Raw genomic sequence first — 23,317 nt, forward strand, 5'->3', positions numbered from 1 at the left:
TAGCCCTGCGCCGCGCCGGCCACGTGGTGGGCTACCTGGGCGATGGCATCAACGACGCCCCGGCTCTGCATGCCGCCGATGTGGGCCTGTCGGTGCAGGGGGAGGTGGATGTGGCCAAGGAAGCCGCCGACATCGTGCTGCTCGCGCCCGACCTGGCGGTGCTGCTGGCGGGCATCCGCGAAGGCCGCCGCACCTTCGCCAACACGCTCAAGTACGTGTTCATGGCCACCAGCGCCAACTTCGGCAACATGTTTTCGATGGCGGCCGCGTCGCTGCTGTTGCCCTTCCTGCCGCTGCTGCCCAAGCAGATCCTGCTCACAAACCTGCTCACCGATCTACCGGAGATGACCATCGCCACCGACCGGGTGGACCCCGACTGGATTGCGCAGCCGCACCGCTGGAGCCTTCCCTTCATCCAGCGGTTCATGGTCGTGTTCGGGCTGGTGAGTTCCGTCTTCGACGTCATCACTTTCGCGGTGCTGCTGCTGCTCCTCCACGCCGACGCCGCCCAGTTCCGCAGCGGTTGGTTCCTGGAATCGGTGATCTCCGCCGCCTCAATCGTGCTGGTGATCCGTACCCACGGCCCCTTGCTGCACAGCCGCCCCTCCCGGCCGCTGCTGGGCGCCACCCTCGCCGTGGTGCTCCTCACCCTGCCCCTGCCCTGGACACCACTGGGGCGCCTCTTCGGCTTTGTGCCCCTGCCGCTGGCGTTCCTGCCGCCGCTGCTGCTGATTCTCCTGTCCTACGTGGCCAGCGCCGAACTCGCCAAGCGCTGGTTCTACCGGCATCTGGCGGTTTGAGGCCGGCGGGTTGGGGGTTGGAGGTTTGCGTGCTTGCTGAAGACAGGTGTGGGGCCCCAGTCGCCGAAAAAGGCACCTGATTCGGCCCACGTAACTCCTTGCTTCCAGAACTAAAGCTCTGAATCGAAGCCCAACGCGCCGCTTCTGGCGCATCGCCTGCAACCGGGGGTTAGGCCCGCCGTTCAATTACTGTGCGGCGGTTCTAGCGGTTTAAGTCTCAGGCTCTTTCCAGTGAGCTGGGCGATCCTGTAAGAAGTCGATTTTCCATTCGCGCTGATCTGAAGGATCAATTTGTTGGAACTAATTGTCCAGGTGCATGGCTTGAAATGATGGGCATCGTCAGGAGACAGATAGTAGAACTCACAACCTCCGTTCGGAGCGAACTTGTAGGCCATCCTGAATCGGCTCGGCGGAACGTTCATCGACCCGGCGGGGCGGAAGATCTGAACCGTGCCGCCCGGTTGTTCCTCCTCACTGGAGCGAACCCAGTGCTGGAAAAAGTTTTTGATATCGATTTGGCGATGTTTCCCGGTTGTCTGCGTACCAGTCGCCTGTGCCGTGTCCGGTGCGGCGAATAGCGCTTGTGTGGACAGACATGACCAGAGACTCAGGATCGCAAATGAGCGCAACACGGTTCTGTTCATAACGTGACGGCCTAACGCTCATCATCACCCGCCCGCAGGACATTGGAGCTGTTAATCCCAGCCTCTGGGCCGGGTCGGGTGAATGATGATGTTAGGTGGCGACGAGTATGCTCCGAAGCGTATGACGGCGGAATGCGCAGACTACGATTTAAGGAGACACGGTTGTGCTAGTGGCGCTTGGGCAAGGATCTCAAGACTGAAAGATGCGCGTAGCTTCCTCAAAATCCTCTGCGATTTCGGCGCGCCGCTGATCGAAATTGAACGCACCGCGAGTGTCACGGTCTGTCCAGTAGCGGCCGCGGAGCCTGTTGGCGGGCCGGCCGCTGACTTCAAGGAATGCAGAGCCATTGTGCATCCGACTTCGATGCTCTACCCTGACTTGGGGTCGATTCAGATAGATGTATGTGAGACTAGTTCCAAATCCGTCCTCTGTCAGGCTGGCCATAGTCGACCGCGATGAAGACTCGTCCGTGAACAACACAGCAGATACGGTTGTTGCCGACTGCCGAATGACGAGGAATACTGGCTTAGGCGGGGGCGACTGACCCGTCGTTGGGTCTTTCCATGCCGACTCTAAGGTGCCACGCCACGTCCCTCGGATCGAACGAGGAACGTGCGGCAGCTTCTGAACCCACTCCCATCGCCAGATCCACTTGTTCCACAGAGATAGAACGATGGTGGCTGCAGTTACGGCGTAGGAGTAGTAGCCCAACCAGCTTGATTTCACCTGGTCGCCGCTGAGGATGATGCCGATCGCAAAGACAAGGACGACTGTTGTGGTGGCGACTTGGATGAGCGCTTTTTGTGTCACGGATCAGAACCTCAGGTACGTCCAGGCGGCTTGCGCGAATCCTTGCGCGTCCGCTCGTGTCCATTTTTGCTTCGGATGAAACAAGAAGAAGCACCTGTTCACCTCCAGCCACCGCAATGATTCGTCGGCAGGTTCATCGCCCTGCGTGTTGTTCCAGATCGCGATGAGCATTGCTTTTACCGTCTCAGTCCAAGTCGAATGAGCAAACGCCGGCTCGGGACAATTGTATGCGAGACACTCGACGAAGTATGAAGCCAGTTCCTTGTACCGACTCTCAGCAACGAGCACGTTTTCCAAGCGCTTTAGGATGCGCACGCTCTTCTTGTATGCGTTTCCGGTGCTTGTGTTCTTCGCGCGGCCCTCTTTGAGTTGCTGATCGGGATAATTGATGATTCTCTCACCCGACTGCTTGAAGATCATGGTACCTAGACGGTCGTCACCGCCAGGCATGTAGCGTCGAAAGCTGAAGCACGGGACGACGTCAGCGTCGACGCGAGCACTGCTGGACTTCACGAAGATTGCGGTCGAGTTCGAAGTATCCACGGCAGCCGTGCCAAACTTTGCAATGAGTGCCGCTGTGAGCTCAGACCTGAGGAGGCTGGGCGTCCATTTGCCCCCATAGACGCCGCCGGTATTGGATGGTCGAAGACCCGGCTGCGCCTCTTCCCAGTACTCCGCTTCAGTACATTGCACAGCGATATCCACATCGCTGTCCGTGCGGACATTCGTATTGTTCGCGTATGACCCTTTGGCGAACACGCGCAATCTGACACCACTGAGTGCCGAATGCTCAGCGATTGCTTCGCGGATCATCCTCTCCGTGCGGTCCTGCTTCTCTTGCTCGCTATTGCTGGACGGGCCGGTCCAGCCAGAAAGCGTTTGCTCTAAGTTCGCCATAGCAAGTTCTCGAACGCGGGCTTTGAGATAGACGCCAGCCGGCGCATCTTCGCTTGTGGCCTTACGACACAAGCATATGTACCTGACACTTTGCGCTAAGGCAGTGTTCTTAGCCACCTAACGCTGCCCCTGAGTGGCAGGCAATGAGTTTAGAGCGCAAGCATAAAATCGCAGGAGGCTTGTCGACTCGAGGGGCTTGTTCGGCAGAGCCTGGGATAGATCAGAACCTGATAGAGCTACTTGCACGACTGGCAGCACCCGAGTCCGAAGAAATGCCAGACAACACCCGGTGGTATTAAGCCTATATTCACCGAAGCATGCCTGCATTGCGAGCTTTCTGATATGCGAGTATCCTCGCCAAAGGCAATGGTCGGAAACGGGAAATCTATGACTTATTTGCAGATACGATAACACCGATTGCCGCGAGGAGAATGGAGGCGAATGCGGTCAGCAAGATGGTCTGATTGTAAGACTGCTGCTGAAGAACACTCAGAACTGTGCCTGCCTGATAGATTGTATTCCGATTATAATCACGCATGCTCTCGACATTCCTTGACAAGACTGCGAACTGAATCCAATGGCCCAAGTCGGGACTTTTGACTTCTCCTGACGGCAGCAGAACCTTGTCAATCATGGCGGCACGAGCAAGAAACTCTGTTGCTTTAGCATCAAGGTCAATGTAGCGCTGATTCAGGAGCAGAAAAGATCTTTGAAGTCGATGCAATTTTACGTGAAACCATGGACTGATGCAATTTGCCTTCAGATTCATTGATTTAGCCAGGAGATCGAAGGCTTCATTTCTCACTTCAACGCCTTGGGCGATTATTGGCCGCTGTAGCTCTTCGAGGGTTGGTCCATGAGGATTCGTGCCTGGGGCATCACTTGATGACATGGTTGAGCTCGGGTTTTGAGAAACTTCATCGACTTTCATTTCTAATACTTTAGATTGAGAGCCCTTCCGAATGGTGGCTACTGCCGAACGCTGATTGGACGGTTCCTGTAACCACCCTGATGGCAGCAGTCTTGACCGTATAATCACCCCGATCATCTGCGCCTATATCGCCAAAGCCCTGTGATGACAAGAGGCTTGCGAAATGCCCGCCTGGCACTTTCCATCTTATGCGGATCCGCTAACCACATGTGCGCTTCGCTACTCAATGGCCATCACTCAACCTTTTCCCGTGCCCTGAATGCATTGGCGATAGGCGCATTCAGATTCACTCCCTAGCCCTGTACAGGCCACACCCGAGAGTCACAACTCCGCCCCAGCCTGCACGCGAGAACTGCGCGCAACCTTTGATACACCATCCTCAATCCCCCACTCCACCCACCACCAGAAACTTCTCCCCAAACACCCCCGTCACCACCAACGCTTCCCCTACCCCCTCCAACTCCTCTGGCCCCAGGTGCACCACCACCCCCCACTGCCCGTCATCGCGCTGAGCGAGCACTTCTTTGGGGCAGGCGCCTTCGCCTTCACGCGGAAAGAACACCGGCGTGGTGCCCCAATCGCCGAAGGGCACCGGCGGTAAGTGGGCGGCCTGCTCGGGTTCGCCGGCGTACACCCACACCTCCTGGCCGTCCACCAACGGGCGGCGCAGCCGTTGGTATTCATTAGGCACGTCTTCCAGTAGATCGAGCCGCGCCAGGCCGGCGGCGTCCACGCGGTAGAGCTCGCCGTGCAGCAGCGGCGGGGGAGTAGTGGCTGAGTCGGGCGCAGGTGCGGGCACCGGCACGGCCATCGGGTAGGGGCCCAGGTTGTGCATTGCCATTCCCTGCAGGCGGGTGTGGCCCAGGGCTTCGGACCCCACCAGCCAGTGGTGGTTGGCCTGGCCCCGCTTGAGCGTGCCGTACACGAACACCAGATGGGTGGGGCCGGCGGCGCTCATGGGGCTGGTGCGGGGGTGGGATCGGTGGGTGGCGTGGCGGGCGGCCGCTGGCGGGTGAGGTTGAAGCGGCTGAAGTCGAGCGTGCGGTCGCCGTCGCCCTGGTCGAGCACGATGTCTTCGAAGGTCTCATCGGGCCGCAGCTGCGACGCGGGATAAGACATGCGCGCGAACACCGGGCTGCGCACCGTTTCGTCGATGCCGTGGAACGACACCAGGATTTCGCCATGGCGGGCCTTCAGCTCCTCGATCTCCAGCCCCGCCAGCGGGCTGTGCTCATCGATCAGGTGCATCACCGTCCACATCAGCCGGAAGTGAAAGGCATGGTTGCGCACCAGCTTGAGCGTATGCACGCGGCGCATGCGCTGCCCCTCCGTGCTGTACTCGTCCATGCCCAGGAACACGTTCAGGTGCCCCTCCACCAGGCTGTTGTGGTGCACGTTCGCCATGCGGAAGGTGAGGCACGGCACCCCGTTCCACGGCTGCACCGTGGCGATCTCGCTGAACAGGATCTCCGCCTTGCTGCGTGAAAAGCGGGCGAACACCAGCCCGGTGGTCACCGCCGTGAAGATCAGGCTCACCAGCGCCTGCAAGGTCACCAGCAGATGCACCGTCAGCGAGCGGGGGTGCAGCACCCCATAACCGATCGTTCCGAGCGTCTGCACGCTGAAGAAAAAGGCCTCGCTGAAGCCGGCCACCGACCCTTCCGGCACGCCGCCGATGCCGGCCGGATCCAGCAGATACAGGCCGGCGAACAGCAGATTGATCGCCAGATACCCGGCCGCGATCAGCAGCAGGAAGCCCCACCATGGGCACGACAGCATCAGCCGGTAGGGCTCACGCCATAACGAGAAGATCTGATCGATCTCGTCGGTGCGGTACACCCCCCCTTCCCGCTGCAGGTGGATCGGTTTCAGCCGCCGGGGCCTGGCTTGGGGACGGGAGCGTGGGCGAGAGCGGGCCATGGTGCGGTGCGATGGCGTGCGGCAGGAGGGCGCCAGCTGTAGCCCGCCAGCGGGCAACTTTCAGGCCTCAGCTGTGGGGTTCGATCCCCCAGGCCTCCCGTATCACAGGATGACTGAGTTCCCAGGCATGCTCCATCGGTTCGATCGGCGCCGTGCGGTTGCTGGGCTCCAGGTCACGCGCCTGCATCACCTCGCGTAGCGCCTGGCGAAAGGCGTTGGTTTCCTGCAGCAACTGATCCACCGCTGTGCTGCCGCCCAACGCCTGGCGCATCGGTTCATGCCCAGACGACAGCCGCAGGCTGGAGAGATGGTCGTCGATCCAGGCCCATTCATACAGCAGCATGGCGTCGCTGCAGGCGTTCAGATGCTGGCGGTAGCTGGCGATGTGTTGCTCGACGGCCCCACTCAGCGCCGGTACCTTGCCGCCTGTGGAACCAGCCGCCAGGGGCTCAGCCGGTGCCGCCTGGCTGCGGCGATCAGCCTCGGCCCGTTCTTTGAGCCGCCCCATGATCTCGCGCAGATAGCTCAAGAGCGTTCCGGCCACTTGCCCTGCAGCGTAAGCCATCTGCCGCTTTCGGCCCTTCAGCCGGGATCCACCGGCAGCCCCTTGGCAGCTAGCGCCAGGCGGCGAGCGAGCAGCAGCGCGGGATAGAGCAGACGGGTGCGATCCGGGTTGCCGAAGATCACCTGCAACAGCCTTAACAAGCCGTCACTGGGCTCCAGTTCACTGCACAGTTTTGCCACTGCGTCAGCGCCGTGCCAGATCCGCTCTCCCTCCATCAACACGGCACCGGTTGCCAGGTTGAATCCCTGTTGCTGGAGTGCATGTCGCAGCTCCGCATCGGCGCGGCCGTCAATGATCGTGAGCCGGGGCACTCCTCCGCGCAGCTCACTTGTGCTGGCGAAATGGCGGCAGAAAGGGCAGCCGCCGTCATACACCAACTGCAACGCTGGAGTGTGGGGATCGGCGCTCACTGGGCAACTTCCAACAGGTCCGATCTTAGGAAGCAGGGGAGAGCGGTCGGATTTGGCTGGCTGAAAGGAACCCTCTGGCAAGCGATTGCCTCGTGTGGCTATATTGACCTTGTCTTACACAACAACCCCATGCTCACCGGATCTGATCTCCTGGCGAAAGTCAAGGAGCTTGGTGATGTCGGTAAATCCGAGCTTGTGCGTGCCGCTGGGTACGTCAGCACCAAAAAGGACGGCAGCGAGCGTCTCAACTTCACGGCCTTCTACGAAGCCCTGCTGGAAGCCAAGGGCGTCAGCCTCGGTTCCGCCAGCAGCAATGGCGTTGGTCAGGGCGGGCGCAAGCTCAGCTACGTCACCAAGGTCCAGTTCAATGGCAACCTGCTGATCGGCAAGGCCTACACCGCCATCCTCGGTCTGCAGCCCGGCGATGAGTTCGAAATCAAGCTCGGCAAGAAGCAGATCCGCCTCGTGCCCGTGGGTGGCGAAGAAGCCGACGAATGAGCTTCAGGGGGTGGCACAACGCCCCTGATTCCGTCGTCGCCCCTGTCGCTCCTTGCGGATCTGGTTCTGGCGCTGGACTATGCGTTGCTTCTAGCCGCGCGTTTTTCCTGCGTCTAGATCTGCACCGGTTTGCTGCCACCCCTGCCGTTCGATTCATTTCTGGCGTTCATGCCTGAAATGTCTCGGGCGGCATTTCCGTTGTCCAGGTCTGAGTTCAGCTTCTGGTGCTGCAGCATCGACACGCTGGTGTGTTCCTTGGCCGGCGAGCTCTGAGGATGGCCGCCATGGAACATCCACGCGTTCGGTTCTCCTCCACCCGCGCACCCTGGCTGGCGGCTCTGGCCGCAGCGGCCCTGCTCAGCGGCTGCCAGGGGCAAGGGCCCAAGGCGCCCCGATCCGATGGCCCCCGCCCCAGCTGGGAGGTGCAGACCCTCGCGGATCCGGGCCTGCCGCGGCGCTCCGAGCCTGAGCTGGCCCGCTGCGCCGCCGCCCTCGGCCTGGCGCCGGAACGCAACCAGCCCGCCGATCCCACCAACTTCGGCGAACGCCAGCTCGCTGATGCCTTCGGTCGTGCGGTGCCGGCCGGGCCCGCCCTGATCGTGCTGCACGAAACCGTGATCGATGAAGCGCAGACCCTGGCCCTGTTCCGCACCCCGCACCCCAACGACAACGACCAGGTCAGCTACCACCTGGTGATCAACCCCGCCGGCGATCGGCTGCGCATCGTTCCCGATGCCAACCGCGCCTACGGCGCCGGCATGTCGGCCTTCGGGGATTTCACGGTGCGGATCCGGCCCACCTCAGTGGGCTCGGTCAACAACGTGGCGCTGCACCTCGCCCTGGTGTCACCCGCCGACGGCCGTGGCGACACCCCCGGCCACTCCGGCTACACCGACGCCCAGTACCGCTCCGCCGCCGCCCAGGTGCTGCTGTGGCAGGCGCGTTTCGGCATCCCGCTCAGCCGCCTCACCACCCACGCCGCCGTCGATCGCAGCCACTCCCGCTACGACCCGCGCAGCTTCCGCTGGGACCAGTTCATGGCCCACTACCGCCTGGCCGCCAAGGCCTGTGGCTTCACCGCCTACGACACCGAGCGGGCCACCTACTGATGGCGGCGGCTTCGTAACGAAGTTCAAAGATTTCTGTTACGCTTTGCGAAGCACCTCGCTACCCACCCCATGACCAACAGCACCACCCCTTCCCGCTTCGGTTTCGTTGCCTTCGCCGAAACCTGGAATGGCCGTCTGGCGATGCTCGGCTTCGTGATCGGCCTCGGCACCGAGCTGCTCACCGGCCAAGGCATCCTCTCCCAGATCGGCCTCGGCTGAACCCAGGCCCAGCCACTGCCCACGGCAGGTCGATCGCTTCGGGCGGTCCACCTGCCGTGGGCTTTGCTATTGGGAGCTGAGCCCTGCCTGATCCGGTCGCCCTCGCCCCCTTCTCTCTGCCATGGCCCACGCCCTCTGCTTCGTTCTTCACGGCAGCGCCACCGGCGCCTCCAGCGGGCCGCCCCAGTGGTCAGAGCTGCTGGCCCAGCAGCACGAGGCGATCACGGAGGCCCAGTCCCTCAGGATTTTTCGCTGCCCCCCCGGCTGGGACGGCTCCCTCGATGAACTGGTGAGCGCCGGCCGGGCCAACGCCGCCGGCGACGATCCGTTCGAAGCGTTGCCAGACGCTTCCGCCGAAAGCTCGCCGGCCCGGCGGTTGCTCTGCAACGCCACCATTCCTCGCTTCGCGGCCGAGCGTCTCTGGCTCAGCGTCTACGACCTCGAGAGTGAAAACGCCTCGCCGCAGGCGGAACCCCGCCAGCTGCGGCTGCTCGACAGTTTCCCGCTCGCCGCAGCGGCCAACGAAACCTGCTGGTTCTTTCCCACCGACGACGGCCGTTACCTTTCCTGTGCCACCAATGAACAGGTGCGCTGCCTGCCCGGATTCACCCCCGAGCTGCGCTTCAGCGACACCCCCTTCGCCTACGACCGCGCCGGCATCAAGGTGCTGTGGTCGTTGATGGCCGATGAGGAATGCCTGCGCTGCGTTGGCCTCACCTACGAGCGGCGCCGCGTGGATTTCCCGCTGATCGAGCGCCAGCGCTCCGTCGACACCACCTGGATGGCCTTTCAGGTGGACAGCCAGGCCGAACAACCTCTGCAGGTGACCTCCACGATCACCACGTATCAGGGCTGATCCAGGCCCTGCAGTGTTGAGCTCACTGCATGGTCATGTGCGCCATCAAAAAACCGGCCGGAGCCGGTTGATGGTTTCAGCTTCGATCCTCTCGATGGCGCGGTTGCGGCCCCGCTCAGCTGGCACGTTCAGCTGGCCTGGTTGTAGAGGCTCTCGAGCCGTTCGCGGCTGAGGTCGACGTACATCACCGAATCGCCTGGTTCCGGGGCTTCGGGATGGGGGCGGGGGGCTGAGGGAGCGGCGCGCCAGTCGGTCTGGCGGAGGTTCTGGCGCATCAACGCAAAGGCACCGCCAGCGATGGCCGCGAAACAGGCGAAATAGAAGAAGGCAAACAGTGCGTCCATGGGGTACATCCTTTTATCCACTCTAGTGTGACGTTCTGTTAAGCGTGGCTCCATTCAGGCCTTGCTGTGCAAGCCAGCCCTTCTGGCCGCTGGACGCCTTCGCCCTCTGGCCTCACTGCACGCTTTCGCCCTTCCGGCCGCCCTCGCCCACACGCAGTGGGCCGCCCAGATGCTCCAGCCAGCCGGAGCGGAACCCGGCCGCCCGCGCCGCCTCCCTCACCTCCCGGTAGCGCTCGGCGCCATCCGGGCTCACCACCGCCACGATGTGATGGCGGCTGGTGCTGTAGGTGCGGATCCAGTCGCGGAAGGCACCGGCGCTCATCACCGAGGCGGGCCGGGGATCCAGCACCAGCTGGCCCTGCTCCGCTGTCACGAAGAAATAGCGCTGCAGCAGGCCTTCACCACCCAGCCCCAGGGGGCGCAGCCCATCGGCGCTGTTGAGCGCCACCAGCGGGGACGACGCGGCGGTGGGCACCTTCATCCACGGATCCGCGATCGGTTTCGCTGCTGCCGCCGCCGGTTTCGCGGTGGGCTTGCTGCGGGGATCGCCCCGGGCCGTGCGGCCGCGGTCCACCCCGAGCGAGAGCGCCAGCACGGAGATCACCAGCAGCACGATCACCATCACGGCGCTGAGGATGTCGAGGAAGCCGATCAGATCGATCGACGCGTGCCTACGGCGCCGGGCTGGTCTCATCACGGCTCAGGCGGGGGAAGAATCCGTCGTTGAGGGCTGTTTCGATTTCACCGGCCAGCTGGTTTTCGCTCCTTTCGCTGATGCTCATCAGCACCATGCACAGCACTGCCGTGATGATGCCCAGCAAGGTGGTGTCGAAGGCGGTGGAGAGCCCGCCGGTCACCGCCGTGAGGCTCGACTTCACCTTGTCGAGATCCTCCACATTGGCCAGCAGACCGGAAAAACCACCGATCGAGATCGAGATGCCCAGCACCGTGCCGAGGAATCCGAGCATCGGTAACACCCAGATCATCGTGCGGGTCACGCCGTAGCCGTCTTCGATGTCGGCCTGGGTGAGGGCGATGTCGTCCTGATGCAGCTCGCGGGTGGCCCCGCGGGAGCGGGAATCCTGGAAGCAGCGCAGCAGCCGGCAGAGGCGATTGGCGATCAGGCTGCGGCGCTGGCCCAGCAGGATCAACATCGTGCGCACATCGGAATCGGCCGGGCGCAGATCCACCAGCCCGCGGGGCACCCAGTCGCGGCCCACCTGGCGCCGCTCCCGCGGTAGGGGGTGGCGGCGAATACCAGGGCCAGGGTCAGGATCACCCCCACCACGATCGAGAGCAGGGCGGGGCTGCGGATCCAGCGCCGCGGCGGCAGATCCAGCAGGGCAGGCGCGAGATCCTCGAAGTCGCTGGCGGCCGGCCCGGGCGTGTCGATCATCGGCGGGCCATGGGACTCCGAGGCAGCGGCGGGGGCGACGGCGAATGGTGGCGGGCGCTGGTGCCGGCTTCGACGTTAGGGCGGACTCCCCTGGTGGTTGGCAGCGGCAGGCTGCCGCGCACGGGCCCCAACGCAAGGTCTCGCCCCCGGCCCCTGCACCGATTTTCTTAGCCTCAGTCGATGACGGCCACCGCTCTCACGCTTCTGTACGACGGAGCCTGCCCGCTCTGCCTGCGCGAGGTGGCGGTACTGCGCCGCCGCGATGCCGGCCGGGGCCGGCTGGCGTTCGTCGATATCGACGCCCCCGGCTACGACCCCGCTGCCTATGCCGGCATCAGTTACCGCGACGCGATGGGCCGCATCCATGGCCTCAGCTCCGATGGCACGGTGCTGCGCGATGTGGCGGTGTTCCGCGAGGCCTACCGGCAGGTGGGTCTGGGCTGGATTTATGCCCCCACCACCTGGCCTCTGCTGGGCCCGGCCGTCGACGCCATCTACCGGCTTTGGGCCGCTTGGCGGCTGCGCCTCACCGGCCGTCCCGACCTTGACACCCTCTGCGCCCGCCGGGCCGCCCACTGATCTCCGCGCCGGGCCGCCCGCTCAGCGCTGCGATGCTCTGCCTCAGCCCGTACCCCCAACCCGTTGCCCCATGACTGATCCCGCCGTCCCGCCCCTTACCGCCGCCTCGCTGCAGGCCCTGTTCACCAAGCCCTATGGACAGCCGGCCCCCACGCCGGAGCAGTGGCGTGCCGTGTATGCCGAGAACGTGCACTTCAGTGATCCCACGCAGGAGGCCACCGGCATCGATGCTTACCTCGCCGCCCAGGAGGGGCTGATGAAGCGCTGCGACGACGTGATGCTGCGCTCCGAAGCGGTGGTCGTCAGCGACCGGACCGCCTTCGTGGAGTGGGTGATGGGTCTGCGCATCAAGGGTGTGGAGTTCGTCTATCCCGGCACCACCCGCCTGCTGCTCGATGAGGCGGGCAGGATCGTCGACCACCGCGACTACTTCGACTTCGTGGGCCCCACCTTCGCCCCGGTGCCCGTGATCGGCCCCTTCGTGCGCTGGATGTACCGCCGCTTCGTGAGCTGAAGCTGCCCCGGAGCGGTGCGAGCAGGGGAAGGCGGCACAGACAGGCCTGTGGAGGGGGCCCATTGATGGTGCTGGGCGGCGGCGGCACGACTGCAGCATCGACCGTTGGTCCTGCCTGATCCTCAGCCGTTCAGCTCACGATGGGTGCTCAGCGGATCTTCAGTTGCTGCCTTGGGATTGGCTGTGTGAGTGATCGAGAGGGCAAAGCAGAATGATCAGGGATGGAAAAATTGATAGGCAGGCATGAGTGAACTATTAGAGAGAAGTGAGAAGCTCTTGGCTCATTCTGTGCTTGACTCTTATCTACAAATGAGTAAAACTAGCGCTCATATCAAGCTGCTTCAGATTGCAGCCTTGCCTGGCCATTTTTTGTTCTCTCTGATTCCGGTGGACCAGCACCCAGCTTCAGCCATGGGCCAGGGCTTTGGATCCGTCGACCCGGGTTGCGGACCCCTGACCCCACCCCAGGAGAATCCGCAAACAGGCACTGCGGGCATTGATCTTGCGGCCGCCCCTGCGCCTTCTGGGACAAACCCATACATCCCGGCCCATCGCGATCCTGGCTACGAGGCGCTCGTGTATCGCTGCAAACTCGAACTGCAAGCCGAGCGCAAGAAGGCTGATCAGTTCCTTTCGCCATCCTGTACAGAGATCAGCGGCAACAATCCCGCGTGAACCATCGGCCTGGCCGCCTCAGAACCCTGAGCCGGGGGTCTGCAGGAATGCGAGTTCTTCGCTGCTGGAAACCCGCGCGAGGGAGTCGTTGCGGTGCGGGAAGCGGCCGAAACGGGCGATCACCTCAAGGTGGCGGCGGGCAAAGGCGGCGGTGCGCGCATCGGTGAACTGCTCGAACAACGGGCCGGCCGCCTCTTGAACGGCCAGGTCTTCCGCATGCATCAGCGGCATCAACCAGAACTGCCGCCGGGCCTGGTCGGTTTCGGCCGCTACCCAGCCGTTCGCCACCGCGCTCTGGCTGAGCGCCAGGGCCGCACCATCTCCGCTGAACGCCATGGCGGAGCCCCGCCAGATCTGGCGGGGAAACTGATCGAGCAGCAGCACCAGCGCCAGGCCGGTGTGCGGCTGCCGGCCCCAGGCCGCCAGCTCCCCGGCCACCGCCTGGCGGGTGAGGCCGATGAACTGCTCCCGCACCTGGTGGTCGAAGGCCGGATCCTTGAGGAACCACTGGCTGGGCGACGCGGCTTCAAACCAGAAGGCCAGCACCTCAGCCCCCAGCTCCTCGGCAGCAGCAGCCATCAGCCTTCAGCAGTTGCCCGCATCCTGATCGGCCGGCTGGGGCTGCAGATCCTGCGGCCCCTCAGATGGTGATAGGTCGTTATTCCCACTCTTTACAGTCGGTTTCCGCGAGCAGCTGAGGATCAAGCTCATGCGCCTTGGACTCTGTCTGTCGAGCCTGTTGCTGCCCTCCTGCCTGGTGCTGTTCAGCGGTGATGCCCTGGCCAGGCCCAGCACCGAGTCCGTCGCCCAGTCTTCGGGCCAGCCGAGTGGCCGCACGGCTGGTGTTCCAGCCGCCGCCCCGCCCGCCGATCCGGCGGCAGGCCTGCAGCTGGATCCGGCCGGCTTTCGTGCCGTGATCGGCCAGCCGCCCGCTCCCGCCAGCCAGGCGGAACGCGACGATCTGGCGATCCTGCGCTGGAACCAGCGCACCCGCACGGCAGAGGGAGTGTTACTCAGCTGGCACTTCCTCAACCGCAATCTCAGCGTGTTTGATGCCGCCATCGGCACCAACCTGCAGGACGCCTCACCGACGCTCTACCAGGGCCTTCCTGCGTTCCTCAGCCGTGCCGACACCCTCAAGAATCAGCTCAAGAACGCCGTTGCCCGGCCGCGCCCCTTTCTGAGCCACCGGGATCTCAGGCCCTGCCTGCCGCTGGAATCGGGTTGGTCGTTCCCCAGTGGCCATGCCACCTGGTTTGCCACGGCGGCCCTGCTCCTGGCCGATGTCGTGCCGGAACGGCGGGAACGGCTGCTGCTGGTGGGCAGCCAGGGGGGCCATGTCCGTGCCTACTGCGGCGTGCATTACCCCAGTGATGTGCTGGCGAGCCAGCGCCTGGCCAAGGCGATCAGCCAACAGGTGATCGCGTCTCCCCAGTGGCAGGTGTTCCGGCAGCAGGTGGCGCAGGATCGCCAGCGGCTGCTGGTGGCCCCGCCCGCCGGTCTGCCGGTGCTCACCTACGCCTCAACAGATAGCGAGGGGCTCTAGCCCTCCGCCGAGCCTCAGCCGTGACACTCGCAGCCGCAGCCGGCGTGGCAGGGTTCACCGTTGGGGTGGCCACTGGCGCAGGCGTCGCTGCAGAACAGCAGGGCGCCGTTGCGGAAGGGGGTGTCGGCCTTCACGTTGCAGTGGCAGCCGGGGCAGGCGCACTGGGTGGTGGTGGCTTTCTCCAGGGTGGCATTCATAGCCTTTCCGCGAGCAGGTTTCTGCCTCCACTCTGCTGCCGCTGCCGCCCAGCTGCTTCATTCTGAAACCGGATGGAGCGGCGCCATCGCCGTGCAGAGGCTGGCGCCGGGCACACAACTTCATGGACGAGTGTGTCTGTGCTTCTCCGCACCTGGCCATTGCGCGGCCCGCAAGCGGTCGCAGCATGACGAAACCGAAGCACCAGGATGTTCCGACCGTGCTGCATACCATTCCGCTCCTGGCCGCCACCTGTCTGGCGGGATTTGCGATGTTGCAACTGCTATTCAGCGCTGGCAATTGGTAGGGGGTGCTGGATTTTCTGACAAGAGAAAGGACAGATTCAAGCCCAGCCATGAAGGCGTGGTGCGGAAGTTGGAGAGTGCGCTCTGCATCCCCATCACCGGATCCCCTTCCCATCGCTACGGCTTGCGATGGGCCTCTCCGTCACGCGCGTTACCACCGGCACCTCTGCTCCGCGGCCAACGGACACCGCCGCTCCCACCAGCCCGAGTGCTGCCGCCAAACGAAACGCCAACTGCTGCGCCCCCAGAAAGGCCTCGAGCTGGGATCCGCCAAGCCGCGCACCCACCTCCCCCGCCAGTGCTGCTTCTGCCCCTGCAGCGCCGAGGCCGCTGGCGAGCAGTGATGCCGCCAGCGCCGCCCCGATCGCCTGTCCGAAGTTCCGAGCCATCGACAGGAAGCCGTTCGCCACACTGAGGTGCTCGGCAGGAACCGTGTTGAGCGTGGCGCTGTTGTTGGGGGGATGGAAGAGCCCGCCGCCCATGCCCAGCAGGATCAGCGGCCAGACAATGCTGGCGGTGGAGGCGTCGGGACCCAGCCAGGACAATCCGACCAGGCCTGTACTGATGCAGAGCATTCCTGCTGTGCTGAGGGTTCGCGCACCGATCCGATCGCCCTGGCTGCTGACCGTCAGGCTCGTGGCCGTGAGAACCAAGGAGAGCGGCACGATGAGCACACCCGCCATCACGGGCGAGCGTCCCAGCACAAGTTGCGCATACAACGGCAGCAGGAAATAGCAGGACACCGCGGCAACGAAGTAGAAGGCGGCAGCCACCGAGCCACAGGTGAAGGCACGCCGTCGCAACAGTTCGAGATTCAGCAGCGGTCTCGGCAGGCGTCGCTCCACCTGCACGAACAGGGCCAATGCCACCACGCCGCCCAGCAGGATCGCCAGGCTGGCTGGTTTCAGTCCAGCCTCGGAGAGTTGTTCAATCACCAGGAAGGGAGCACTGGTGGCCACGACTGCCAGCACGGCACCCGTCCAGTCCATGGCGGTGCGGTCCAGGCTGCGGGGGCGGGCCTTGAGGATCCGGAGGCTGAGGATCAGTCCGGCCAGGCTCACAGTGAGGATCACCAGAAACAGGGAGCGCCAGCCGAACTGGCCGATCAGCAGGCCGCCGAGCACCAGCCCCGTGACCTGAGCCAGCGCCAGGATCGAGGCATTGACGGCCATGGCTTTGCGCCGCTCCTGCTTCGGGAAGACGGCGGTGATCTCGGCCATCACGTTGGCCAGCACCAGGCCGCCGCCCACACCCTGGAGAACGCGGAAGGCGATCAGGGTTTCCACCGTGGGCGCCAGCGCACACAGGACCGACGTCACGACGAGGACGCCCATGCCGATAACGACGATGCGGCGGCGTCCCCAGATGTCGGCCAGGCGGCCGGCCGGCAGCAGGGTGACCGTCACGGTAAGCATGTAGGCGACGATCACCCATTTCAGAACCGATAGGCCAACGCCGAACTCACGCGCCATCGCCGGCAGGGCGAGTGTGACGATGAACCCATCCATATAAACAACGAAGTTGCCGCATTCCACGGCGGCCAGGGTCCACCAGCGATCGGGATTAGGCGGGGGCGTCTCTGTTTGTGTGAGGGCAGCTGGGTTGACTGAGACCATGGCAGTGTGTGCCCTGATAGAGAAGCCTTCGTTGCCTGACTCTAAGTAACGTGCTGGTCGTGGAAGGCAGCGAGCCGCTGCTGAAGCATTCACAGGGATCGATAGCCAGGGCCCGACGTGACCCTATGGTCGAACGATCATGCAGGTGGACGGGATTGGCAGGGACCTCTGCCTGCACGTCGTGATGAGAGCCATCGCCCTTTTCTGTCTTGTCGTTGGGTTGGCAGGATGAAGGATTGTGCCGTTGGCGAATGCTTGACCATCACCTTCGCCTGGGTCCATGCGCCCCATTTCCCATCCCCATTTCTGCCCTGGCCCATGACCGATACCGGAATCCGCCGGCTGCCACGCTTGCTCACTTCCGTTAGGCGCAGGCGCGGCTGAAGCCTGCGGTGACCGTGCAGCTCCAGTAGACCGTCATCCCAGCAATCTCTCATTGCGACGGGCTAAGCCTCAGATCTCTTTTTGCACTCTGAGCTGAACCGTCTGGTTTTATGAGCAGTAGGTTGAATCATGACGACCCGTCGTGAATTTGTGGTCACCGCACTGGCCACCGCAGCCGGCACTGCCACCGCCAGTGCCGGCATCTCTTCATGCTCACCGGAGCCCAGTGCTGACAGCTATGAAGCCTCAGTGGATCGCACCTGGCGTCACAGCAAGGCCGCGTCCGGCGACATGCCTTCTCTGCTGCATGAGCTTGTGCGCTACGCCACTCTGGCGCCGTCCAGCCATAACACGCAGTGCTGGAAGTTCCGCCTCCGCGATGGCGCCATCTCGCTTGAACCGGATCTTTCACGACGCTGCCCTGCTGTCGACCCGGAGAACCACCATCTGTTCGTTTCCCTTGGCTGTGCCGCTGAGAACCTGAGCCAGGCGGCTTTGGCCCATGGGTGGATGAGCCACTCCGGCTTTGATGCGGCAGGGGGCACTATCTTGCGCTTCGCTTTAACGCCCACAACACCTGTCGCGTCAACACTGTTTCAGGCGATTCCCGAGCGCCAGAGCACACGTGGTGAGTATGACGGCCAACCCCTTGCTCGCGATGAACTGGAACTGTTGGTGAAGGCCGGTACGGGCGCTGGTGTTCAGCTGATTGTCCTGACCGAACGCAAGGCCATGGAGACGCTCCTGGAGTCTGTCGTTGAAGGCAACACGATCCAGTTGAATGATGCCGCCTTCGTGGCTGAATTAAAGCAGTGGATCCGATTCAACGGCCGTGAGGCGGTTCGAACGGGGGATGGACTCTACGCTGCATCGTCTGGCCATCCGTCTGTGCCGACATGGCTGGGACGCCTGCTTTTCAGCCTGCTGCTTTCACCGAAAGGCGAAAACGACTCGTACGCCAAGCATGTGCGCAGTTCTGCCGGTATCGCGATCTTCGCCTCGGAATCCCCAACTCCGCAGCAGTGGGTGGAGGTGGGGCGTTGCTATGAGCGCTTTGCCCTGCAATCGGCAGCCTTGGGCATTCGCACTGCGATGCTCAATCAGCCTGTTGAGGTGTCTACGCTGCGCCCGCAGCTTGCTGATGATCTGGCTCTCGGAGGATGGCGGCCCGATCTTGTCGTCAGGTTCGGCCGAGGTCCCAAGCTGCCGTCTTCACTGCGACGGCCACTGCAGGAGGTCCTGATTTGATTCGCACGGCTGCGCTACCACTGATGGATTGATGGATCGTCTCCCCTTTCGAACCATTAAGGCTGGAATCACTTACTTCGTATTGGTGTTCGGTGTGGGCTTTGTGCTGGGTGCGATTCGTGTGACACTGCTTGTGCCGCGCCTTGGTGAACGGACGGCGGAACTCATTGAAATGCCGTTCATGTTCGTGGCCATTGTGGTGTCGGCCCGTCTGATCATCTGGCGTTTTCGCCTTCCCGCCAGTTCCATGATCCGCCTGGGGGCTGGATGTCTTGCGCTGGGTCTGTTGGTTGGCGCCGAGGTCTTGCTTGCAGTTGCCATTCAGGAGCGCACACTTGGCGAGTATGTAGCCAGCCGGGATCCAGTTTCTGGTGGTGTCTATCTGGCCATGCTGGTGCTGTTTGCTGTGATGCCGCTTGTTCTGGCGCGCCTCCCATCGGCTTCCCGTGTGTGAGCCTTCTCCATCATCCAGCCACCTATTGCCTGATGATGCCGCGCCTTGTCGTTGGTTCCCAGCGCCGCACAGACAAGTTGCGAGGAGTGCCCAATCACACCGGCAGCATCGGCAGACAGTGTGCCTTGATTCCATGCACAGAACCCATGCACAGAATCTATACACAAAATCCATGCACGGATTCCATACACGGATTCCCTGTATCAGAGCCTTCCCGCTGAACTCAATGTGTGGGGGCCTCCGGTCTTCCGGCACTGTGAGTTATCGGCACATCAACCCCACGAGCCCAGGCTTTCGCTCAGATCTGTCAATGCCTGTAAGCTACGTTCACCAGCCTCCAATCTGATCAGTGATGGCATCAGCCCGGTTGCTTGCTCTCGCGGCCATCAGCTGCGGCACCCTTGCCTGCTTCCCCTGCGGCGCCCATGCGCAGAATATGGAAGATGATCTGATCATGCACTACCGCACCAATGCCGTCAACGCTGAAGTTGCCCTTTCGGGCAAGCCAGCGCCCGCCGGTCTGGCTACGTACACGTGCACCTGTGTCGTTGATCAGGTGCACCAACGTGTGAGCATCAGCAATGCCAAGACAATCTGCAAGCAGCAGGCTGCCACCAAGTTTGGTCTCTGACTTTATGCTGGGATAGGGAAACAGTGGCGTTGACCATTGTTTAGACACGCTGGTTTTTACAGTGGAAAGCCCTCAAGCGGTTGGTCTTGGGTTTGTTGAGGAACAACGACCCCTCCCCTGTCTCACACCGGGGAAGACTGACTCACCTCCGAGCGATCCTCAGGCTGCAGCTGTTTGATTGCTCAGGGGTCGATACTCGACTCTTCTGATGGCTTCATCGACATCACCAGCTGCGCCAAGAAGCCAACGCGGATAGAGAGACACCCTACCTGCTTGTCATTGTTCCTCACCAGTGCAGACAATCACACTGTTGATTGTTTTGTGGCAGCTAGTTGCTTGTGAATCAGTCCCCATTCATCCCGCTGCCTCCCTTGTGCGACGTTGTCACTGACAGCATGATCCCCAAGCTGATCATCAAGATATTGCCCCTTCTCTTCTTCGACATACTTGGGATCACTCTTGGACCGATCAAGTCGAGCTCTACCCATGCGATTGCGATGACGCTGCCAGAGCGTACGGTTGGCTCGCGTCCGATGAATCCTGTCGGCATCGATCACCTCTGGCTGATGACCATGACGGCAGCGACTGACTCTCGCTTGATCCTTCAGGCCTGCTCCTTCACTGGAGGGGGCGTGGCTCAACTGATCCACACTGGTGAACCCATCACCCGTGACTGATAGAGAGATCTACCACATGCTGACTCGATACAGACAAGGGCTTCGAGTTCGACATTGAACCTAGCCTCGCAATGAACAGTTGACCTGAGAGAAGCATCTATGAGGTTCACGAATCAATCGTAGCAGCTTCTGCGACCTGAGTGGTAGAGAGTTCTCCGCTGGAGTCCCAGTCTGCTCCTCACCAAGAGCTTTTGGCACCAGTGTCTTCTTGCAGCCAGCGGCCAGCCACCGTAGTGGATAAGAGCATCAATGCCCGTAAGAATGTGCTCCAGATGGCCGGCCTGCCACTTGAGTGCCTTGCGATCCTTGCGGATGCGAGAACACTTCGTTTAGCCACAGTAAGACATTGCTACCAGCACATCTTGCGATTCGTGCGTGGCTTCTGATCAAGTGCTCCACGAATTCGTGGACCCATCGTCTCATTCAGTTTCTACGTAGCTTGTTTGGCTGCGTTGAGCAGGGATCCATTACTCTGTTGTTCATACCAACAGGTGCGCAGGTGGCGTTCCTCAAGAGTGGTGCTTGGTTGAGTGATGGCGCAGGCGTATGATTCCTGCTGCAATGCCCTGATGAAAAACCACCACCTTCACGGTATCCTCATCATCACTGGTACGTTTCCAATCCAATGAAGGACTGAAGATGCGGAGCTCTCTTGATTTGCTTTGCCAACCCTTCGTTTGTGATCACAAGGCGAGCCTTGATGAGCTTGGCAACCAGTGCCACTCGAGATAGCTTGGCAGGTGACCCAATGTCTTTGCAGAGCTGGCACGTAGTCATCCTCCAGTTCATCCTTGGAAATGAGCTCAGCGAGCTTGATCTACCATTTGGTGCCAGAGAGCTTGTCACCACATTGCATGAAGCAGGCCTCTAACGAGAGCCAATGATGACGCTTACACCGATCAATGTCAGCCAAACCGGATTCTTTTCGCTGTACTTGTGTCGAGTTGATCATTTTTGAAGTCGATAGCTAATTTGTTCTATTTCAGCGCAGGCGCACTGTCCCTTTGGGGAGGGTCTGCGTGATGCCATGCATCAGCACCGCGTCTTGTTCGGCTGCTGAAATGAACAGCTTGGTAGTAAGGAACCACCATTGGATGTGGTTAGTGGGCTAGTTCCTGAAGAGGAACTCAGAACGGCGTCACCGTGACGATCAAATCGTTGTAATCCCAGTCAGCGCCACCGGAGCTGAGAAGGTCTTCGAATCCGAAGCTGTTGTCGCCAAACACCTTGAGGTGCTGGCGACCGTCAGCCGCAGTGGTATCTCCTAACGTAAAGAGATTACCTTCGAATGAAACCACGACAGCTGCGTAATAGCCGCTGTCGGATGCTCCAACTTCCCATGTCGCAAGACTCTTTGCTTGACCACCAGCCGCTATGCTGAAGTCCACGAGATTGTCGCGTACAGCAGTTCTAAACGCCTCGCCTTCGCTAGCAGAAACTCCGGCGACTTGGCTGAGTGGTTTGCCTGTCACAGGATCTACATCGAGCTTTACGAAGCTTAGGGTGTTGATGTTCTCGGAGTCTGTAACGATCGAGAGGTTCAGTGTTAACTTGCCTTCTTGTAGATTTGTGAGATCGAGGATGCCATCAGAGCTTGTACGCTGCTGACTTGCCAGCGAGACCACCGATTCGAACGGATCCAATGGTGTGCTGTCGACATCAACGATCAGATCGTTGAAATCAGAGTCAGGGCTAGGATCTCCATTGTCGTCAAGAGAAACACGATAGCGTTCGCCGATCTTTTCGATGCGGAGAGCAGGATCGACGTTTTCGTTGTCGTCATTGCTGTTCTGTACGAATCTTAGGGTTTCACCCACGCCCAGGAACAACTCCTTGCCGCCCAGGAAGGTGGCCTGCGCAGTAGCACCGACACTCCCAATCGATGTCTCCTGGCCGTTGGCAAGACGCTTCACAAGATCGAAGCTGTTTTGTAGCGCTGAGTTTGCGATTACGGCATTGAGGTCCAGCCAAAGGCCTGTTCCCTGGCCAGTGCCAGCCACCACTGTGAGCCCTTGACCATCGCTTGAAATCACTAACTTGGGCGGTTCGGCATTCGTGGCCTGGAAGGTAATCACAGCGTCATTGAAGTCCCAGTCCGCAGAGCCACTTGGTAAATCTTCAAAGCCGAAGCTATTGGCCCCAAGCACTTTAATGTGCTGTTTCTGATCGCTGCTCGATGATGCACCAAAGGTGTAGATCGCTCCTGTCGGCGTTATCAATACAGGTGCGTACACCCCGGCTTGGCTGCCTTGCAGCGCTACGCTAAGCCCAGCAACTGTCTGTTTCCCAGATTGCGTGTAGCTGAAGCTCAGCAGATTCCTGCGAACTGCTTCATCAAAGTCTGCGCCTGCGGATGGGGCCAAGCCACCTACCGTGCCGAGAGGGGTTCCGTTGACGTCAGTGTCAACCTTCACTAGGCCGAATCTGTTGTTAAAGTCACTTTCGGTTGTTACATCCATACTCAGCATGATTCCATTGGCTGAGATCCAGCTGAGATCCAGATAGGCTTGATCGGATGCCTGTTGAAACTTTGCGAGCTTTGTACTTTGAGGGAAGGGGTCAAAGGTTGAGGTTTTTACCTTGAGTACAAGGTCATTAAAGTCGTTGTCGTCGCTGTTGTCGTCAAGTCGCACGATGACACGTTCACCGTCGCTGCTTATAGACAAAGCGGGAGAATCATTGGCTGGCAGATTACCCCTGACTTGGATGAACTGAAGTTGATCACCAACGGCAAGCTTTACACGGGTATCTCCTAGAAAGCCGGAATCCGGAGTTGCTCCAATGGAGCCAACTCTGGATTGGCTGCCGTCGGAGGAGATCCGCACGAGATCAAGCCCGTTTTGCTTCAGTGCATTCGCTAGAACGACTGAGAGGTCGACCCAGAGCTCATCCCCCTCCGTTCCGATTACCTCCAATCCCGTGCCATCATTGGTGGGAACGAGGATTGCGGGGCCGCGATCGTCATCTTTGAGAGCGCCTGGATCGGTATTACCGGTGTTGTTATCAGGGTAGATATTGCCGGTGCCGTCATCATTGATGGTGGCAGTGCCAGTGGAGAGTGCGCCGCCGGTGGGGGTAACAGCGAGCTGGAAG

Annotated in this window: 29 protein-coding genes; 12 read left to right on the top strand and 17 right to left on the bottom strand. The window is 61.5% G+C overall.

Translation table 11 applies throughout. The features are described from left to right. Positions 1-5 precede the first annotated feature (5 nt). Positions 6-800 carry an HAD-IC family P-type ATPase gene (locus KQ303_RS08740; protein ID WP_259730021.1) on the top strand — a complete coding sequence of 265 codons (795 nt, stop codon included), beginning with the start codon at positions 6-8 and terminating at the stop codon, positions 798-800. Between the two features lie 182 nt (positions 801-982). On the opposite strand, the gene KQ303_RS08745 is transcribed toward KQ303_RS08740, so the two are convergent. The 8 genes from KQ303_RS08745 to KQ303_RS08775 form a co-directional block, all read right to left on the bottom strand. Further along, entirely contained in the window at positions 983-1,444 is a 462-nt protein-coding gene (locus KQ303_RS08745) for a hypothetical protein (RefSeq protein ID WP_259729998.1), read from the bottom strand. 190 nt (positions 1,445-1,634) lie between these two features. After that, the gene (locus tag KQ303_RS14780) at positions 1,635-2,255 is read right to left on the bottom strand and encodes a hypothetical protein (protein WP_399233300.1); all 621 of its coding nucleotides are present in this window, start codon (positions 2,253-2,255) and stop codon (positions 1,635-1,637) included. 3 nt (positions 2,256-2,258) lie between these two features. Beyond that, positions 2,259-3,224, bottom strand: a complete 966-nt coding sequence (locus tag KQ303_RS08750) for a nucleotidyltransferase (RefSeq protein ID WP_259729999.1) — start codon at positions 3,222-3,224, stop codon at positions 2,259-2,261. Between the two features lie 313 nt (positions 3,225-3,537). Continuing rightward, entirely contained in the window at positions 3,538-4,083 is a 546-nt protein-coding gene (locus tag KQ303_RS08755) for a hypothetical protein (RefSeq protein WP_259730000.1), read from the bottom strand. A 379-nt stretch (positions 4,084-4,462) separates the two neighbouring features. Then, positions 4,463-5,041: a gamma-glutamylcyclotransferase gene (locus KQ303_RS08760; RefSeq protein ID WP_259730001.1), complete on the bottom strand. Its 579-nt coding sequence runs from the start codon at positions 5,039-5,041 to the stop codon at positions 4,463-4,465. Beyond that, positions 5,038-6,003 (bottom strand): ion channel, encoded by a 966-nt coding sequence (locus tag KQ303_RS08765; protein ID WP_259730002.1) that lies wholly within the window; start codon positions 6,001-6,003, stop codon positions 5,038-5,040. The genes KQ303_RS08760 and KQ303_RS08765 overlap by 4 nt, the downstream gene beginning before the upstream one ends. A gap of 67 nt (positions 6,004-6,070) precedes the next feature. Beyond that, positions 6,071-6,547 carry a hypothetical protein gene (locus tag KQ303_RS08770; RefSeq protein ID WP_255140888.1) on the bottom strand — a complete coding sequence of 159 codons (477 nt, stop codon included), beginning with the start codon at positions 6,545-6,547 and terminating at the stop codon, positions 6,071-6,073. 38 nt (positions 6,548-6,585) lie between these two features. Further along, entirely contained in the window at positions 6,586-6,978 is a 393-nt protein-coding gene (locus tag KQ303_RS08775) for a DCC1-like thiol-disulfide oxidoreductase family protein (RefSeq protein WP_255100344.1), read from the bottom strand. 129 nt (positions 6,979-7,107) lie between these two features. On the opposite strand from KQ303_RS08775, the gene KQ303_RS08780 reads away from it, so the two are divergent. The 4 genes from KQ303_RS08780 to KQ303_RS08795 all read left to right on the top strand — a co-directional run bounded on the left by KQ303_RS08780 (position 7,108) and on the right by KQ303_RS08795 (position 9,660). After that, positions 7,108-7,476, top strand: coding sequence for an AbrB family transcriptional regulator (locus KQ303_RS08780; RefSeq protein ID WP_094511449.1), 369 nt, complete (start codon positions 7,108-7,110; stop codon positions 7,474-7,476). A 284-nt stretch (positions 7,477-7,760) separates the two neighbouring features. Continuing rightward, on the top strand, positions 7,761-8,585 hold the full coding sequence (locus KQ303_RS08785) for a peptidoglycan recognition family protein (RefSeq protein ID WP_259730003.1): 825 nt from the start codon (positions 7,761-7,763) through the stop codon (positions 8,583-8,585). Positions 8,586-8,654: 69 nt separating this feature from the next. Further along, positions 8,655-8,804, top strand: a complete 150-nt coding sequence (locus KQ303_RS08790; protein ID WP_094511454.1) for a chlorophyll a/b-binding protein — start codon at positions 8,655-8,657, stop codon at positions 8,802-8,804. Positions 8,805-8,925: 121 nt separating this feature from the next. After that, complete coding sequence (locus KQ303_RS08795; protein WP_259730004.1) at positions 8,926-9,660, top strand: hypothetical protein; 735 nt, start codon at positions 8,926-8,928, stop codon at positions 9,658-9,660. Between the two features lie 128 nt (positions 9,661-9,788). Here the strand turns inward: KQ303_RS08795 and KQ303_RS08800 are convergent, their stop codons facing one another. From KQ303_RS08800 to KQ303_RS08815, 4 genes are all read right to left on the bottom strand, one after another. Continuing rightward, a complete protein-coding gene (locus KQ303_RS08800; protein ID WP_094511461.1) occupies positions 9,789-10,004 on the bottom strand; it encodes a hypothetical protein in 216 nt (71 codons plus the stop codon). Positions 10,005-10,116: 112 nt separating this feature from the next. Beyond that, positions 10,117-10,698 carry a hypothetical protein gene (locus KQ303_RS08805; protein WP_259730005.1) on the bottom strand — a complete coding sequence of 194 codons (582 nt, stop codon included), beginning with the start codon at positions 10,696-10,698 and terminating at the stop codon, positions 10,117-10,119. Beyond that, the gene (locus KQ303_RS08810; protein ID WP_259730006.1) at positions 10,676-11,224 is read right to left on the bottom strand and encodes a MotA/TolQ/ExbB proton channel family protein; all 549 of its coding nucleotides are present in this window, start codon (positions 11,222-11,224) and stop codon (positions 10,676-10,678) included. Before KQ303_RS08810 ends, KQ303_RS08805 begins: the two co-directional genes overlap by 23 nt. Further along, positions 11,152-11,400, bottom strand: a complete 249-nt coding sequence (locus KQ303_RS08815; RefSeq protein WP_259730007.1) for a hypothetical protein — start codon at positions 11,398-11,400, stop codon at positions 11,152-11,154. The genes KQ303_RS08810 and KQ303_RS08815 overlap by 73 nt, the downstream gene beginning before the upstream one ends. A 180-nt stretch (positions 11,401-11,580) precedes the next feature. Here KQ303_RS08815 and KQ303_RS08820 point away from each other — a divergent pair, with 180 nt between their 5' ends. From KQ303_RS08820 to KQ303_RS08830, 3 genes are all read left to right on the top strand, one after another. Next, entirely contained in the window at positions 11,581-11,979 is a 399-nt protein-coding gene (locus tag KQ303_RS08820; RefSeq protein WP_259730008.1) for a thiol-disulfide oxidoreductase DCC family protein, read from the top strand. Between the two features lie 70 nt (positions 11,980-12,049). Continuing rightward, a complete protein-coding gene (locus KQ303_RS08825; protein ID WP_094511474.1) occupies positions 12,050-12,493 on the top strand; it encodes a nuclear transport factor 2 family protein in 444 nt (147 codons plus the stop codon). Positions 12,494-12,736: 243 nt separating this feature from the next. After that, complete coding sequence (locus tag KQ303_RS08830) at positions 12,737-13,168, top strand: hypothetical protein (RefSeq protein WP_259730009.1); 432 nt, start codon at positions 12,737-12,739, stop codon at positions 13,166-13,168. An 18-nt stretch (positions 13,169-13,186) separates the two neighbouring features. Here the strand turns inward: KQ303_RS08830 and KQ303_RS08835 are convergent, their stop codons facing one another. Then, positions 13,187-13,747, bottom strand: a complete 561-nt coding sequence (locus KQ303_RS08835; protein ID WP_259730010.1) for a DUF924 family protein — start codon at positions 13,745-13,747, stop codon at positions 13,187-13,189. A 130-nt stretch (positions 13,748-13,877) separates the two neighbouring features. Here KQ303_RS08835 and KQ303_RS08840 point away from each other — a divergent pair, with 130 nt between their 5' ends. Next, a complete protein-coding gene (locus KQ303_RS08840) occupies positions 13,878-14,714 on the top strand; it encodes a phosphatase PAP2 family protein (RefSeq protein ID WP_259730011.1) in 837 nt (278 codons plus the stop codon). 14 nt (positions 14,715-14,728) lie between these two features. On the opposite strand, the gene KQ303_RS08845 is transcribed toward KQ303_RS08840, so the two are convergent. Next, entirely contained in the window at positions 14,729-14,911 is a 183-nt protein-coding gene (locus tag KQ303_RS08845; RefSeq protein WP_259730012.1) for a metallothionein, read from the bottom strand. A gap of 398 nt (positions 14,912-15,309) precedes the next feature. Beyond that, the gene (locus tag KQ303_RS08850; RefSeq protein ID WP_259730013.1) at positions 15,310-16,830 is read right to left on the bottom strand and encodes an MFS transporter; all 1,521 of its coding nucleotides are present in this window, start codon (positions 16,828-16,830) and stop codon (positions 15,310-15,312) included. A 513-nt stretch (positions 16,831-17,343) separates the two neighbouring features. On the opposite strand from KQ303_RS08850, the gene KQ303_RS08855 reads away from it, so the two are divergent. After that, a complete protein-coding gene (locus tag KQ303_RS08855; protein WP_259730014.1) occupies positions 17,344-18,462 on the top strand; it encodes an Acg family FMN-binding oxidoreductase in 1,119 nt (372 codons plus the stop codon). Between the two features lie 31 nt (positions 18,463-18,493). Next, entirely contained in the window at positions 18,494-18,916 is a 423-nt protein-coding gene (locus tag KQ303_RS08860) for a hypothetical protein (RefSeq protein ID WP_259730015.1), read from the top strand. 358 nt (positions 18,917-19,274) lie between these two features. Here KQ303_RS08860 and KQ303_RS08865 read toward each other — a convergent pair whose 3' ends face one another. Beyond that, complete coding sequence (locus KQ303_RS08865; RefSeq protein ID WP_255140900.1) at positions 19,275-19,481, bottom strand: hypothetical protein; 207 nt, start codon at positions 19,479-19,481, stop codon at positions 19,275-19,277. A gap of 461 nt (positions 19,482-19,942) precedes the next feature. Between KQ303_RS08865 and KQ303_RS08870 the strand changes: the two genes are divergently transcribed. Then, positions 19,943-20,224, top strand: a complete 282-nt coding sequence (locus KQ303_RS08870) for a hypothetical protein (protein ID WP_259730016.1) — start codon at positions 19,943-19,945, stop codon at positions 20,222-20,224. 1,127 nt (positions 20,225-21,351) lie between these two features. Here the strand turns inward: KQ303_RS08870 and KQ303_RS08875 are convergent. After that, positions 21,352-23,317: hypothetical protein (locus KQ303_RS08875; protein WP_259730017.1), on the bottom strand; the 1,966-nt coding region annotated here is incomplete at its 5' end.

Origin of the sequence: Synechococcus sp. CS-1333 (assembly GCF_025128015.1) — a bacterium.
Lineage (GTDB): Bacteria > Cyanobacteriota > Cyanobacteriia > PCC-6307 > Cyanobiaceae > MW101C3.

What these genes read in the sequence shown, in the direction of transcription:
- KQ303_RS08745 (WP_259729998.1), bottom strand. Translation starts at nt 1,444, where the DNA reads ATGAACAGAACCGTGTTGCGCTCATTTGCGATCCTGAGTCTCTGGTCA.
- KQ303_RS08755 (WP_259730000.1), bottom strand. Translation starts at nt 4,083, where the DNA reads ATGAAAGTCGATGAAGTTTCTCAAAACCCGAGCTCAACCATGTCATCA.
- KQ303_RS08760 (WP_259730001.1), bottom strand. Translation starts at nt 5,041, where the DNA reads ATGAGCGCCGCCGGCCCCACCCATCTGGTGTTCGTGTACGGCACGCTC.
- KQ303_RS08765 (WP_259730002.1), bottom strand. Translation starts at nt 6,003, where the DNA reads ATGGCCCGCTCTCGCCCACGCTCCCGTCCCCAAGCCAGGCCCCGGCGG.
- KQ303_RS08780 (WP_094511449.1), top strand. Translation starts at nt 7,108, where the DNA reads ATGCTCACCGGATCTGATCTCCTGGCGAAAGTCAAGGAGCTTGGTGAT.
- KQ303_RS08785 (WP_259730003.1), top strand. Translation starts at nt 7,761, where the DNA reads ATGGAACATCCACGCGTTCGGTTCTCCTCCACCCGCGCACCCTGGCTG.
- KQ303_RS08790 (WP_094511454.1), top strand. Translation starts at nt 8,655, where the DNA reads ATGACCAACAGCACCACCCCTTCCCGCTTCGGTTTCGTTGCCTTCGCC.
- KQ303_RS08795 (WP_259730004.1), top strand. Translation starts at nt 8,926, where the DNA reads ATGGCCCACGCCCTCTGCTTCGTTCTTCACGGCAGCGCCACCGGCGCC.
- KQ303_RS08800 (WP_094511461.1), bottom strand. Translation starts at nt 10,004, where the DNA reads ATGGACGCACTGTTTGCCTTCTTCTATTTCGCCTGTTTCGCGGCCATC.
- KQ303_RS08805 (WP_259730005.1), bottom strand. Translation starts at nt 10,698, where the DNA reads ATGAGACCAGCCCGGCGCCGTAGGCACGCGTCGATCGATCTGATCGGC.
- KQ303_RS08815 (WP_259730007.1), bottom strand. Translation starts at nt 11,400, where the DNA reads ATGATCGACACGCCCGGGCCGGCCGCCAGCGACTTCGAGGATCTCGCG.
- KQ303_RS08820 (WP_259730008.1), top strand. Translation starts at nt 11,581, where the DNA reads ATGACGGCCACCGCTCTCACGCTTCTGTACGACGGAGCCTGCCCGCTC.
- KQ303_RS08825 (WP_094511474.1), top strand. Translation starts at nt 12,050, where the DNA reads ATGACTGATCCCGCCGTCCCGCCCCTTACCGCCGCCTCGCTGCAGGCC.
- KQ303_RS08830 (WP_259730009.1), top strand. Translation starts at nt 12,737, where the DNA reads ATGAGTGAACTATTAGAGAGAAGTGAGAAGCTCTTGGCTCATTCTGTG.
- KQ303_RS08835 (WP_259730010.1), bottom strand. Translation starts at nt 13,747, where the DNA reads ATGGCTGCTGCTGCCGAGGAGCTGGGGGCTGAGGTGCTGGCCTTCTGG.
- KQ303_RS08840 (WP_259730011.1), top strand. Translation starts at nt 13,878, where the DNA reads ATGCGCCTTGGACTCTGTCTGTCGAGCCTGTTGCTGCCCTCCTGCCTG.
- KQ303_RS08845 (WP_259730012.1), bottom strand. Translation starts at nt 14,911, where the DNA reads ATGAATGCCACCCTGGAGAAAGCCACCACCACCCAGTGCGCCTGCCCC.
- KQ303_RS08850 (WP_259730013.1), bottom strand. Translation starts at nt 16,830, where the DNA reads ATGGTCTCAGTCAACCCAGCTGCCCTCACACAAACAGAGACGCCCCCG.
- KQ303_RS08855 (WP_259730014.1), top strand. Translation starts at nt 17,344, where the DNA reads ATGACGACCCGTCGTGAATTTGTGGTCACCGCACTGGCCACCGCAGCC.
- KQ303_RS08860 (WP_259730015.1), top strand. Translation starts at nt 18,494, where the DNA reads ATGGATCGTCTCCCCTTTCGAACCATTAAGGCTGGAATCACTTACTTC.
- KQ303_RS08870 (WP_259730016.1), top strand. Translation starts at nt 19,943, where the DNA reads ATGATCCCCAAGCTGATCATCAAGATATTGCCCCTTCTCTTCTTCGAC.